Origin of the sequence: Burkholderia sp. SCN-KJ, assembly GCF_024656005.1 — a bacterium.
Taxonomy (GTDB): domain Bacteria; phylum Pseudomonadota; class Gammaproteobacteria; order Burkholderiales; family Burkholderiaceae; genus Burkholderia.
The window spans coordinates 421,927-434,256 of the sequence record NZ_JANKOG010000003.1 but is presented as its reverse complement, the minus strand read 5'-3'; the positions used below and the strand labels follow the sequence as shown (position 1 = coordinate 434,256).

Sequence of the window (12,330 nt, the reverse complement as noted above, 5' to 3'; positions counted from 1 at the left end):
TCGGTGTGAGCAGTGAATGCCGCGACACGTCAACCGTTGCTGGCGGCAGAAGTATTTATTGTCGGCACGGTGCTTCCAAGCTGCCGGAAAATGGCTAAAACTGCCGCTGAACGATCCGGCGTCACTCTGCTGCTGTTCGACTAAGCCGGTCATCACGTCGATTCCCGTTCTCTATCCGTTGTACTTGGTGCATCATTTTGATATGGACCTCTAATCATGGCAAAGCGCAAAACGTTCATCTCTCTTCCTGTCGTTGCCTCTGTGCTGACTGCGCCCGTTATCGCGCTCGCTCACAATAGCGATCGCGCTCCGTTGACGCGTATGCAGGTGCGCGCGAATGTAGCCCAACAGCGCCCGTGCTACCACGACAGGATGAGCACTTGCATCACCATGCAATATGCGATCGACTTCCGGGCGGCACTCGCACGAATGGCATCGCAGCGGCAGATATTCGAAAACTATGGCGGTATGAGCAGTTCATCCGTTACAGGGCGTGTCGCATCCAATGATCATTTGGATCATTCCATTACACACAAGTCGGCGTGAGCGGCTTGTAAACTATCGTGGCTTGCGGTTTACTCTTGCTCTTTGCGCGGCACGCGAATGGCACGAGCAACGGCGAGCTGGGCGGCAATGGAATTCAAGGGCATGGATCTGGGCGACAAGCGCCTGAACCGGCGGGCAGTCCTGCTGGCCGAGCAACTGTCGGGCAATCCGACAGCGATCATTCCGCTGGCATGTGACGGCTGGGCTGAGACGGCGGCGGCTTATCGATTCTTCGCGCAGGACAAGCTCGAATGGAGCGACGTCATGGAGCCGCAATGGCAGAGCTCGACCGAGCGGATGCGGGCATGCGAGGTGGTGATGCGCCTGGATGACACGACCGAGCCGAACTTTAACGGGCAGGACATCACTGGACCGGGGCCGTTGTTCCTTGACTGCCAAGAGCTTGGCTCGCATTCGTTCGCCACTGGTCAACCGCAGCACCGCGAGCTTCCCGTTCCGAGTCTTCCCGCAGCAATGCGTGAAGCCCAGGAAGTCAAAGGTCTGCGGCTTGCTCCGGCCGCGACGTTGACTGTCCTCGCGCGCAAAGCGTCCGAACTCAATCAGCCGCGTCTCGCTCTCGTGGGCGTCAGGCCGAAGCGGGCCAGCCGTGCAGTCACTTCGCGCTGGAAGCGCATCGCATTCCTTACGTTTTGGAATCCCGCGATCCAATCGTCAGCGTGCCGCACGACGATCACATCGCCTTCGGCGTGCCGCGCACGCCATTGCTTCAACCACAAATCAAACGCATAGTGAAGGTAGATATTCGACAGCAGCGGCGAGTTGCTGCCGCCCTGAACGGTACCAACTTCACCTTGCGTCACCCTGCTGTCTTCCAGCACACCGGCATGCAGCCGCCTATTGATGAGCCGCACAACCCGTGTGTCTGCTATCAACGTTGCCCAGGTGCGGCACGTGCGCGAAGCGCAGCGTATTAGCGGTAACCGCAGTGATGAGCCTGGCCGGCATCATGGCGGTCGCCGGCTGTGCTGCCATGCCGATGGGCCCCACAGTGATGGCGCTGCCCGGCACCAGCAAGTGGTTCGATCAATTCCGCGCCGATGACGCGACGTGCCAGCAATTCGCTTCGGAACAGACCGCTGGCGTCAGCACTCAATACCGGCGAAATTAAATTGTGTTTGCTCATCTCACTTGGGGCCGGTTGGCTTCGCGGGCACTTCCATCCAGCCGCTCGAACACCCCTTGACGTACGGGTAATATTTCTTTGTGACCGGGCAATACCACCAAGTGCCCGCCGGGGGACTCGTCTGCGTTTTTTCGGCGTAGACGGTGGTCGGGGCTGGCTCGACCGACGGCACGACAACCGGGACGGGCTCCGCGTAGAAGACCGGGGTGGGCGCGATCATGACCGGGGGCGGGACACCCACCAGTACCCCGATCCTGACATGCGCCCGCGCTGTTGTGCACAGGCATATGGCTGTCGTCGCGATCAGCGCAAGGATAGCTCTTTTCGATTTCACAAAGTCTCTCCTTTGTCCGCGTCGACGCTCAGTCAACTTTCAATATAGATCGAGCCATAGGAGGCCAATTGAGCCGCAGTCGTTGCGTCGGAAACTGCCGAGCCGAATTTCGCGCCATCGTACCCGCTTACCGCCTGCTGTTGAGCCGCCACGCTCGCCAGTTCCGCGTAGATGTCCGCCGGATAACGCGCGTTACCGTTGCTACGGTCATACCGCGCTTGCTGCAGTGGGACGACTTCTTCGTGCACCGGCTCACGCATCGGAGGACCATGTCCATTGGCGGGCGTGCCCTTGGGAAGAGCGATAACGGATACGACAGCAAGGACGGGCATGAGCGCTTTAGCCATGATGAAACTTTCAAATATCGAGAGGCGGAATCAGCACACACGGGGTTAGTGAAACAACGCCCAGACGAGTCCGCGAGTCTTTCTGCATTTGGCGTTGAGGTGCGCCATCTTCCTATCTCAGCTTTACAGCCACCTTTCTGAAATTCATAGTTTCCGGGCGCGCAATATCCCCAGGCGTTGTCGCAGACGTACATGGCAGACCTGCCATCGTGCAACTTCGGGAGCTAATTCCAATAGGATGGGGCCCGAATTTTCCAACTAAGACCGAGACGGAAATTGGGCCAGCCTCGCGCTTTTTTGATTGATACGTCCCAGCCGCGTGCCGGACGGGGGAAGGTTCTGACGGCGCGATCCACGCGGCGGACGCCGGAAGGCTGCGGCGACTTGGCGCGCGCGCTTCGCCTCTTCCCCATGGAGATAGGTCGACGTGGTTGCCACCGACGCGTGGCGCAAGTTGTCACGCACTGACCGCATCAAGGGATAGTCCCCGAGCCCACCGGAGCGTCATGGCTTGCAAGGCAGCGGATGCGAGGATTGAAGGGGGGCAGGCGAGCACGTGCGCTTCACGCCAGCAAGCGAGCGATCAGATCGTGCGTCGTGCGCACCTCGTACTTCCTCAACAAGCTCGCACGATGAATATCGACCGTGCGCGGGCTGATGTTCAGCTCCTTGCCGATTTCCTTGCTGGTGAGCCCGTGAACCAGGAATGCCGCGACGTCGCGCTCGCGATCGGTCAGCGTGCTGGCGACGTCGGGATGCTTCGCGTCGCCCGACAGGTCGGTGAAGGTCCAGATGGCCAGCTCGAAAGGCCGCTTCGTGTTGTAGCCGAAGCCGCACACCGTGACCCAGAAATGGCTGCCGTCGATGCGGCGCATGATGCGATCGTCGCTGAACCCCGCATGCTTCGCGAGCAGCGGCGCGAGGCGACGGCCGGTCGTCGCGAAATCCTTCTGCTGCGGATACAGTTTCGCGAACGACTGGTCGATGATGTCGTCGCGAGTCGCCCTGAACAATTGCAGCGCCTTCTCGTTGCAGTCGATCATGATGCGCTCTTTCGCCACGATCGCAGCGACGGGCAGATGCCTGAAGAGATCTTCGTAGTCGAGGCTTGGCATCGTGTCGGTCATGTTCGGCATCGGGTCGACGGGTGCGAACCGTGTTCGGACCCAGGCTGGTTCGCTCCTGTCGGATTGTAGCGGTAGCGCTTGCAGGACATTCAACCGACGTGAAAGACGCAGCAGTCGTGCCCTTCGCCCGCGCGTAGCCGGCCGTGTAGAGAATCGACGCGTAGGCTTCGCTGCCGAGCGTGTCTTCCACGGCGACATGATCGTTCGTGAAGAAATGGCGCGGCACGTACAGTGTCCTCGAACGCATATGAGTTCTGGAAGCCGAGGATGATGCCGGTCTTGTTCTCCCGCTTCGCGCGCAGGATGTCGTCCGTCGTGCGCACCAGCGTGAGGATTTCACTGTATTCGCGGATCTGCTGCTTCATCTCCGCGATGTTGTCGATCGTCTTCTGGAAGTCTTCCCGCACGGAGACCGTGCAGTTGACGGCCGTGACGCCGCCCTTGCGCATGTCTTCGAACACCGATCGCTCGAAGCGGGAGATGTTCAGGCCGTCGATGATGATGCTGGTGTCGTGAAGGCTCGTCATGGTGTTTCTCCATGCGTCGGTTTAGTCGGCCCCGTTTGTACGAGCGGGGCGTGTACTCAAACCGCGCCTTCGACGCCGCGCTTGGCGGACTGGCCGGTTCTCGCGGTTGCCGGACCTGCGTCTTCGAGCGCCGTCTTCGACGTTTCCGGCAGGGACAGGCCGCCGATCATCGCCAGGATCGACACGGCGATCAGGTAATAAGCGGGCGACAGGTTGGTCCCGGTCGCCGAGATCAGCCACGTGGCGACGAGCGGTGCGGTACCGCCGAAGATCGTGTACGCGAGGTTGTACGTGATCGCCGATGCGGTATAGCGCGTTTTCGTGGCGAACACTTCCGACATCAGCGGTGCCGTCACGACGCCCGAGAACACCGCGCCGATCGCAAGCAGCGCGACGCCGGCCAGCGATTGCGACAACACGCCCGAACCGCCCAGCGAGAACGCCGGATACACCGACACGATGATGAAGAGGCCGGTCGTGGCGATCGTCGCGCGGCGGCCGACGAGATCGGAGAAGAAGCCGGCGACCGGGCACAGGGCCGCGGCGAAGAAGAGGGCGAGCACCGTCACGAGGAGCGACGTGCCGCGAGACAGGTGCCCGGCCACTTGGAGGTAGGTCGCGAAATACGTCGTGAACGTGTAGAACGACAGCGCCGTCACGGACACGAACGCGCCGAGCTTCAGGATATTCAGCGACTGCGAACGCAGCGTTTCCATCAGCGGCGCATGCGCGATGTCGTGCTTGCCTTCGAGCGCCTGGAACGCGGGCGTTTCATTCAGGTTGACGCGCAGGTACACGCCGATGAGGCCGACCGGTGCCGCGATCAGGAACGGCACGCGCCAGCCCCATTCGACCATCGCCTGCGACGACAGCGACGATTCGAGCAGATAGGCGACCACGGCCGCGCAGGCGAACGACGAGAAGGTCGACACCGGCACGAAGCTGCCGAAGAATGCGCGGCGGCGGCGCGGTGCGTGTTCCATCACGTACGCGCATGCGCCGGCGTATTCGCCGCCAGCCGAAAACCCCTGGACGCAGCGGATGATCGTGAGCAGCAACGGCGCCCAATAACCGATGCTCGCGTAGGTCGGGAGCAGGCCGATCAATGTGGTCGAGCCGGCCATCATCAGGATCGTCAGTGCAAGCGTGCGCTTGCGGCCGATCCGGTCGCCGATGACGCCGAAGACCAGGCCGCCCAACGGGCGGAATGCGAAAGCCACCGCGAAGACGGCGAAGGTCTTCAGGAGACCGACCGTGGGATCGCCGCTCGGAAAGAATTCGCGTGTCAGGATGGTGGCGAGAAAGCCGTACGCGGCGAAATCGAACCATTCGACGAAATTGCCGATCGAGGCTGCGGCGATCACGCGTCGTAGCGTGCTGGTATCGACGTCCTGGGTGGTCATGGTCGTGTCCTCTTCGTAGGTGTGTGCTTTCATTCGCGTCGAAAATATCGTAGGGACGCCAATTACCTAGGTCCATACGTGTCAATTACCTAGGTAATCGGGGGCGGGGGCGGCTGCCGGCCGGCGTTGCCGGAGTTGAATAAGGGAGCGTGGAGGCTAGACTGGAAGTTCCCCATGCACACCATGGAGGGAGACATGACGACCATCTATGTCGTGAAGACCGGGCTTCAGTTCCTCTGTACCGGCGAGGACGGCGACATCGGCATGGCACCGGAGATCGAAGAAGCGATGTCCTTTCTTTCGTATGAAGAAGCGAAGAAGGTGGCGAGCGAGAACGCCGATCCGGGGTATGAGATTCTGGCGGTCGATATTGAGTGCCGATGAGGGGGAGTTTCGCGGCGAGGGCTCGATGACGGAAGATGCCTCGGGTTGCGCGCATCTTGGGCTAGGTGCGGCGTCGCTTCCGCCAACACGTACCCGTCGAAAACCCTCCAACGTACTCTATTCATCCGCGCGGCACGGCCGCATCACGTCCCTCGATCGATGATCGAACCACAAGACCGTATCGATGGATATCGTTTGTCGATATCGACCGCGGTTAGCCAATCATGTAGCCCTTGGGCTACATCGGTGCCTGTTTTATCAGTTTTTGTATCCCTGAGGATACAAAATCGCAGATGGAAATTTGTGCCTCTGGGGCTACAATTAGGCTAGGTTCACTCATTTTTGATGCCCCGGGGCTACAAATGACCACATTGTCCGATGTCGGAGAGATGCTGAAAGAAGCGCGCAGCGCGGTGGGGCTTTCCCAGAGAGAGCTCGCGGAGCGCGCCGGCATCGCCCGTACGACGCTTGCCCGTATGGAAACGCTTGCACGAGGCGACATGAGCGTATCCGCGCTGGTGCGCCTGCTTGAGGCAGCCGGCTACGATCTGCGCATGGTTCGGCGCGGACATCAGCGCACGCTGGACGATGTTCTGGCCGAACAGCGCAAGACCGAGGACTGACGAGATGACACGCGGTGGCACTGGGTGGCAAAGCAGATGCTGCATGCGTGGAACGAAGGGATGGCGTCGCTACGGAGTGCCAAACCGCAGGCGGCACTGAGGGCGCTCACACCGGTGATTGATGCCGCCGGTTTCTCGGATGCGGACAAGGCCGACAATGGAAGAGAAGTGATCGGGCGCTCGGAATTGCTTGGAGAGCGCGGGAAAGGGGGGTGATGTCGGGTCACCGAGCCGCCGACAACCGGAAACCGGGGGAGTCTGCCGACCTCCCGAAAAGCGGCGAGCGCCGCCCATTTGATGACCAAACCGCAAGACCTAGTGCATAGATATCGTTTGCCGCAGCGCTAATGACTATCGACAATCGTGGCTCGCATTCCCGCCGTTGGCGCCAGAAGCGCCTTGGCGGGCGGCACCCGTCGGCTATCCCGGCCGTCGCTGCCATCCAGCTCACGACGACATGTACGCGTTCACGCCTTCATTCCAGAATCCTGCCGGTTCGCCGATCCGCGAGCTGTTCAAATACCTCTCCGAGCCGGGGATGATTTCTTTCGCGGGCGGTTACCCGGCCAGCGACCTGTTCGACTTCGACGGCCTGAACGCCGCCGCCGAACGCGCATACGCCCAGCCGGTCCGCTGCCTGCAATACGGCCCGACCGACGGCCTCGTCGAACTGAAGCAGCAACTGATCGCATTGATGGCGCGCCGCAACGTGACGTGCACGCCCGCCGAACTGCTCGTCACGACCGGCTCGCAACAGGGCCTCGATCTGCTATTGCGCGTGATGGTCGGCCCCGGCGACGTCGTGCTGACCGAACAGCCGGCGTACCCGGCAACGCTGTCGGCGATGCGTCTGCAACAGGCGCGCATCGTCACGATCCCCGTCGACGGCGAAGGCCTCGACGTCGACCGCCTCGCGTCGCAACTCGCATCCGGCGCGATCGCGCAGCCGAAGCTGCTCTACACGGTCCCGACCTTCGCGAACCCGACCGGCGCGACGCTCACGCGCGAACGCCGGCTGAAGCTGCTGCGCCTCGCGGTGCAATACCGTTTCCTGATCGTCGAGGACGATCCCTACGGCGACCTGCGTTTCGCGGGTGAACCGGTGCCGTCGATGCTTGCACTCGCGAACGACGTCGAAGGCGCGCGCGACTGGATCGTGCATTTCGCGAGCCTGTCGAAAATCGTCGCGCCGGGGCTGCGCGTGGGCTGGACGATCGCGCCGGCCGAAATCGCGCGGCGCTGCGTGATCGCGAAGCAGACGGTCGACCTGTGCAGCACGCCGTGGACGCAAGCCACCGCCGCCGAGTATCTCGCCGACGGCGCACTCGAACGCCATCTGCCGCGCATCACGGCGGCCTACCAGCGCAAGTGCGACGCGATGTGCGACGCGCTGCGCGCCGGCTTCGGCGATGCGATCGCGTTCCATCGTCCCGAAGGCGGGATGTTCGTGTGGGCGCGCATCGGCGCGGTGTCGTCGGATGTGCTGCTGCAACAGGCGATCGCGAACAAGGTCGTCTTCGTGCCGGGCAAGGCGTTCTTCGCGGACAACGTCGACGCGGCTTCGCTGCGGCTGTCGTTCGCCGCGCCCGATGTCGACGCGATCCGGGAAGGCGTGGCGCGCCTCGTGCGCGCGTATGGTGCGGCGCTGGCCGCGTGAGGAGACCCACATGAACATCGTCATCGACCACACCGTATGGATGGACGAAGCGCCGGGCATGGCCGATATCCGTCCCGTCGCGCACAAGTCGTCGCAGATCAGCGCGGGGCCGCAGTACGTGGCCGACGTACTCGGCCGCTTCGGCGCGGAGTCGACCGACACGCGCGACGCCGCACCGGCCGTCCTCGGCTACAACTGAACCGCGCGGCGGCGGGCCTACAAGGAAAGCCCGCCGCCAAAACGGTTAAGCTGTCGCGATCGAATCGCGCAGGATCGCCGCGCCATCATGTCCGACACCGACACCCGTTCCGAATCGCTGACGGAAACGTACGACCGCCTTTGGTCCTGCCTCGAGTCCGGCGTCGGCGCGCAGCGCTCGCCGTTCACGATGCTGCAGGCCGCGACGCTCGGCCTCGATGGTGCGCCGAAGGTGCGCACGATCGTGTTGCGGCAAGTGAGCCGCGCCGATCGCCTGCTGTCGTTCCATACCGATGCGCGTTCGGAGAAGGTCGCGGAATTGCGCCGTGACGCGCGTATCGCCATCGTCGCGAACGATCTCGATTCACTCGTGCAGATTCGCGCGGAAGGCGTGGCATCGATCTGCGACGACGAAGCGCAACGTCGCGCGGTCTGGCAATCGAGCCGTCCGCATACGCTGCTGCTGTATCGCGCACCGCGGCGCCCGGGCACGCCGATCGAGTCGCCCGAAGAGGCGCACGTCGCGGCAGGCGCAACCACAGGCACAGCGGCCATCGACGACGGCTACCGGAACTTCTGCCTGCTCCACGTCACGGTGACGCGCCTCGACTGGCTCGAACTCGCGCGCAGCGGCCATCGCCGCGCGGTGTTCGACGTGAACGACGACGGCTACGAAGGCCGTTGGGTCGCGCCCTGACGGCGACGTCCGCGTTTCCGCTACAAACGCGTACAAGTCAGACAAATCCCGGATACATCAGACCTTTCAAATGGGCAACGCCGCGTGACCGGTGTGTGCCCGAATGAAAGCGAAGGCGCGCTCGGACGCGCGGCATGTTCACTTTCCACTTCACGAAAGGAGATGCCGAACGATGTCTTCCACACCGTTTTCCCCGACGCGTCGCCACCTGCTGGCCACTTCCGTGGCCGCCGGGGTATCCGCGATGCTGCCCACCGCCGCGCTGCGTGCGGCCACCGGCGGCGACGGCATACGCCCGTTCACCGCCCATATCCCCGACGACGCACTGGCCGACCTGCGCCGCCGCATCGCCGCGACGCGCTGGCCGGGTCGCGAGACCGTCGCCGACGAATCGCAGGGCGTGCGGCTCGCGCGCATGCAGGCGCTGCTGCGTTACTGGGGCACCGAATACGACTGGCGCAAGGGCGAGGCGCGCCTGAACGGCTTTCCGATGTTCATCACCGAGATCGACGGGCTCGACATTCACTTCATCCACGTGCGCTCGCGGCACGCGAACGCGATGCCGATGATCATGACGCACGGCTGGCCCGGTTCGATCTTCGAGCTGCTGAAGGCGATCGGCCCGCTGACCGACCCGACCGCGCACGGTGCGAGTGTCGACGATGCGTTCCACGTCGTCGTGCCGTCGCTGCCGGGCTTCGGTTTCTCCGGGCGTCCGACCAAGACGGGCTGGGGCTCCGACCACATTGCGCGTGCCTGGGGCGAGCTGATGGCGCGCCTCGGCTATACGCGCTTCGTGTCGCAGGGCGGCGACTGCGGCTCGGTGATCTCGCACCGGATGGCGATGCAGCGCGTGCAGGGCCTGGCCGGGATTCACGTGAACATGCCGGCGACGGTGCCGCCGGACATCGCGACGCTGCTGCAGACCGACGCGCCGGCGCCGGCATCGCTGGCGCCGAAGGAGAAGGCTGCGTACGAGAAGCTTGCGACGTTCTATCGCGACAACTGCGGCTACTCGGCGATGATGGTCACGCGGCCGCAGACGGTCGGCTACGCGCTCGCCGATTCGCCGTCGGGGCAGGCAGCGTGGATGTACGACAAGATCTCGCAGTGGACCTACAGCGGTGGCGTGCCCGAACGGTCGATCCCGCGTGACGAGATCCTCGACGATATTTCGTTGTACTGGCTGACCAACACGGCGACATCCGCCGCGCAGATCTACTGGGAGGATCACTCGAACAATTTCAACGCGGTGGACATCTCGCTGCCGGCGGCGATCACGGTGTTCCCCGGCGAGATCTACCAGGCGCCGCGCAGCTGGGCCGAGCGCAGCTATCACAACCTGATCTACTTCAACGAAGTCGACAAGGGCGGGCATTTCGCGGCTTGGGAGGAGCCGGAACTGTTCGCCCGCGAAGTGCGCGCCGGGTTCCGGCCGTTGCGTCGCGCGTAAGCGTGGCTTGACGGGAAAACGCGGGCCGGTGGCGATGCCGGCTCGTGTCGCGCGTCGTGCGCGGCCGACCGTGAACACCCGTTTCCGCCACGATTTTGAATCGCTGTATGTCGTACCCGGACACAGATACGTTGGGATACAAAGCGTCCGGACGGTTCGGATATAAAACCGGTGAAGCGATTCACACGGCGGCGCGGTGCGATGCGCCGCCGCCGTGAATGGCGATTCCGCATCGCCCGCACGTGCCGCGGGCCTCTTTCTTACCGATCGACAATGGAGAACGCGTCATGCCTGATACCGTCAACACCCGCCGCCGCCTGATTCTGGGCACGACACTCGCCAGCCTGAGCCTGGCCGACCTCGGATTCGGCTCGCTGGCGCGCGCGCAGTCGGCGCCCGATGCGTCGACGCCGAAGCGTGCGGCCGGCGCGGCGTCGCTCGGCAAGATTCACCAGATCGACGCGGGCGTGCTGAACGTCGGGTATGCGGATCTCGGGCCGAAGAACGGTCCGGTCGTGTTCCTGCTGCATGGCTGGCCGTATGACATCTACAGCTACGCGGAAGTCGCGCCCTTGCTCACGGCGGCCGGCTATCGCGTGATCGTGCCGTACCTGCGCGGCTACGGATCGACGACGTTCCGCTCGGCCGACACGGTGCGCAACGGCCAGCAGGCGGTGACGGCCGTCGACATCGTCGCGCTGATGGATGCGCTCAAGATCGACCGCGCGGTGTTCGGCGGCTACGACTGGGGTGCGCGCACGGCCGACATCATCGCGGCACTGTGGCCGCAGCGCGTGAAGGCGCTGGTCTCGGTGAGCGGCTACCTGATCGGCAGCCAGGAGGCGAACCGCAAGCCGCTGCCGCCGCAGGCCGAATTGCAGTGGTGGTATCAGTTCTACTTCACGACCGAGCGCGGCGCGCTCGGCTACGCGGAGAACCGCGACGCGTTCAACAAGCTGATCTGGCAGCTCGCATCGCCGAAGTGGCAGTTCTCCGACGAGACCTTCGCGCGCAGCGCCGCGTCGTTCCAGAACCCCGACCACGTAGCCGTCGTGATCCACAATTATCGCTGGCGCCTCGGGCTCGCGCAGGGCGAAGCGCAATACGACGACATCGAGCGGCGGCTCGCGGCCGGCCCGGCGATCACCGTGCCGACGATCACGATGGAAGGCGACGCGAACGGCGCGCCGCATCCGCAGCCGGCCGCGTATGCGAAGAAGTTCACGGGCAAGTACCAGCACCGGACGATCACCGGCGGCATCGGCCACAACCTGCCGCAGGAAGCGCCGCAGGCGTTCGCGGATGCGATCCTGCAAGTGGAGCATCTGTGATGCGGGTACGCGCTGATGTCGTGCAGCGCGGCGTGCGCCGTGCATGCGTCGCGGGCGCGCTGCTGGCCGGCGCGTTGTCGGTGAGCGGCCCGGCTGCGCTTGCCGAACAGCCGAAGCCGGCTGCGTCGCCGATCTACGGCGTGACGATCCCGCCCGGCTACCGGAAGTGGGAAATGGTCGCGCCGGCCGAGGAAGCGGCACCGCTCGACGAATTGCGCGTGGTGCTCGGCAACCCCGTCGCGATCCGCGCGCTCGAACAGGCGACGCTGCCGTTTCCGGACGGCGCGATCCTCGTGAAGCTCGCGTACAAGCGCAAGCAGTCCGACGAGTTCGCGTCGGCGACGGTGCCCGGCCAGGCGACGACCGTGCAGGTGATGGTGAAGGATTCGCGTCGCTATGCGTCGACGGGTGGCTGGGGTTTCGGGCGCTTCATCAACGGCGTGCCGGCCGATCTCGGTCAGCATCAGACCTGCTTCGCGTGCCATCAGGCGCGCGTGAAGAATCACGACTATGTGTTCACGCGGTTTGCGCCTTGAGGGGGCGAGCGTGGCGGAACCGG

The 12,330-nt window shown here is 63.8% G+C and carries 15 protein-coding genes and 3 pseudogenes; 12 read left to right on the top strand and 6 right to left on the bottom strand.

Going from position 1 to position 12,330, the window contains the following annotated elements:
• The first annotated feature begins 216 nt into the window (after positions 1-216).
• Both NQV17_RS07820 and NQV17_RS38025 read left to right on the top strand, forming a co-directional pair.
• Positions 217-546: a hypothetical protein gene (locus tag NQV17_RS07820; RefSeq protein WP_257771102.1), complete on the top strand. Its 330-nt coding sequence runs from the start codon at positions 217-219 to the stop codon at positions 544-546.
• 57 nt (positions 547-603) lie between these two features.
• A pseudogene (locus tag NQV17_RS38025) lies at positions 604-732 on the top strand (transposase DNA-binding-containing protein); the annotation flags it as partial.
• A 374-nt stretch (positions 733-1,106) separates the two neighbouring features.
• Here NQV17_RS38025 and NQV17_RS38020 read toward each other — a convergent pair.
• Positions 1,107-1,367 carry a reverse transcriptase domain-containing protein gene (locus NQV17_RS38020; RefSeq protein ID WP_374692683.1) on the bottom strand — a complete coding sequence of 87 codons (261 nt, stop codon included), beginning with the start codon at positions 1,365-1,367 and terminating at the stop codon, positions 1,107-1,109.
• Between the two features lie 125 nt (positions 1,368-1,492).
• On the opposite strand from NQV17_RS38020, the gene NQV17_RS07810 reads away from it, so the two are divergent.
• Positions 1,493-1,675, top strand: coding sequence for a hypothetical protein (locus NQV17_RS07810; RefSeq protein WP_257771249.1), 183 nt, complete (start codon positions 1,493-1,495; stop codon positions 1,673-1,675).
• 381 nt (positions 1,676-2,056) lie between these two features.
• On the opposite strand, the gene NQV17_RS07805 is transcribed toward NQV17_RS07810, so the two are convergent.
• From NQV17_RS07805 to NQV17_RS07780, 5 genes and pseudogenes are all read right to left on the bottom strand, one after another.
• Complete coding sequence (locus tag NQV17_RS07805) at positions 2,057-2,371, bottom strand: DUF4148 domain-containing protein (protein ID WP_257771098.1); 315 nt, start codon at positions 2,369-2,371, stop codon at positions 2,057-2,059.
• A 563-nt stretch (positions 2,372-2,934) separates the two neighbouring features.
• Entirely contained in the window at positions 2,935-3,507 is a 573-nt protein-coding gene (locus tag NQV17_RS07795) for a PAS and helix-turn-helix domain-containing protein (RefSeq protein ID WP_257771096.1), read from the bottom strand.
• A 115-nt stretch (positions 3,508-3,622) separates the two neighbouring features.
• Positions 3,623-3,730, bottom strand: a pseudogene (locus NQV17_RS38015) (DUF5943 domain-containing protein); the annotation flags it as partial.
• Positions 3,726-4,025 (bottom strand): annotated as a pseudogene (locus NQV17_RS07785) (membrane dipeptidase); the annotation flags it as partial. The pseudogenes NQV17_RS38015 and NQV17_RS07785, both read right to left, overlap by 5 nt.
• A 56-nt stretch (positions 4,026-4,081) precedes the next feature.
• A complete protein-coding gene (locus NQV17_RS07780) occupies positions 4,082-5,428 on the bottom strand; it encodes an MFS transporter (RefSeq protein ID WP_044849019.1) in 1,347 nt (448 codons plus the stop codon).
• A 195-nt stretch (positions 5,429-5,623) separates the two neighbouring features.
• On the opposite strand from NQV17_RS07780, the gene NQV17_RS07775 reads away from it, so the two are divergent.
• The 9 genes from NQV17_RS07775 (at position 5,624) to NQV17_RS07735 (ending at position 12,307) form a co-directional block, all read left to right on the top strand.
• Complete coding sequence (locus NQV17_RS07775) at positions 5,624-5,812, top strand: hypothetical protein (protein WP_124489284.1); 189 nt, start codon at positions 5,624-5,626, stop codon at positions 5,810-5,812.
• Positions 5,813-6,174: 362 nt separating this feature from the next.
• The gene (locus NQV17_RS07770; protein WP_044849018.1) at positions 6,175-6,435 is read left to right on the top strand and encodes a helix-turn-helix transcriptional regulator; all 261 of its coding nucleotides are present in this window, start codon (positions 6,175-6,177) and stop codon (positions 6,433-6,435) included.
• A gap of 24 nt (positions 6,436-6,459) precedes the next feature.
• A complete protein-coding gene (locus NQV17_RS07765; protein WP_257771089.1) occupies positions 6,460-6,651 on the top strand; it encodes a hypothetical protein in 192 nt (63 codons plus the stop codon).
• A gap of 241 nt (positions 6,652-6,892) precedes the next feature.
• On the top strand, positions 6,893-8,092 hold the full coding sequence (locus NQV17_RS07760; protein WP_257771086.1) for a PLP-dependent aminotransferase family protein: 1,200 nt from the start codon (positions 6,893-6,895) through the stop codon (positions 8,090-8,092).
• A 10-nt stretch (positions 8,093-8,102) separates the two neighbouring features.
• The gene (locus tag NQV17_RS07755; protein ID WP_257771084.1) at positions 8,103-8,291 is read left to right on the top strand and encodes a hypothetical protein; all 189 of its coding nucleotides are present in this window, start codon (positions 8,103-8,105) and stop codon (positions 8,289-8,291) included.
• 87 nt (positions 8,292-8,378) lie between these two features.
• On the top strand, positions 8,379-8,987 hold the full coding sequence (locus NQV17_RS07750) for a pyridoxamine 5'-phosphate oxidase family protein (RefSeq protein ID WP_257771082.1): 609 nt from the start codon (positions 8,379-8,381) through the stop codon (positions 8,985-8,987).
• Between the two features lie 172 nt (positions 8,988-9,159).
• Entirely contained in the window at positions 9,160-10,440 is a 1,281-nt protein-coding gene (locus NQV17_RS07745) for an epoxide hydrolase family protein (RefSeq protein ID WP_257771080.1), read from the top strand.
• Positions 10,441-10,727: 287 nt separating this feature from the next.
• A complete protein-coding gene (locus tag NQV17_RS07740) occupies positions 10,728-11,771 on the top strand; it encodes an alpha/beta fold hydrolase (RefSeq protein ID WP_257771077.1) in 1,044 nt (347 codons plus the stop codon).
• Positions 11,771-12,307 carry a cytochrome P460 family protein gene (locus NQV17_RS07735; RefSeq protein ID WP_257771075.1) on the top strand — a complete coding sequence of 179 codons (537 nt, stop codon included), beginning with the start codon at positions 11,771-11,773 and terminating at the stop codon, positions 12,305-12,307. Before NQV17_RS07740 ends, NQV17_RS07735 begins: the two co-directional genes overlap by 1 nt.
• Positions 12,308-12,330 lie beyond the last annotated feature (23 nt).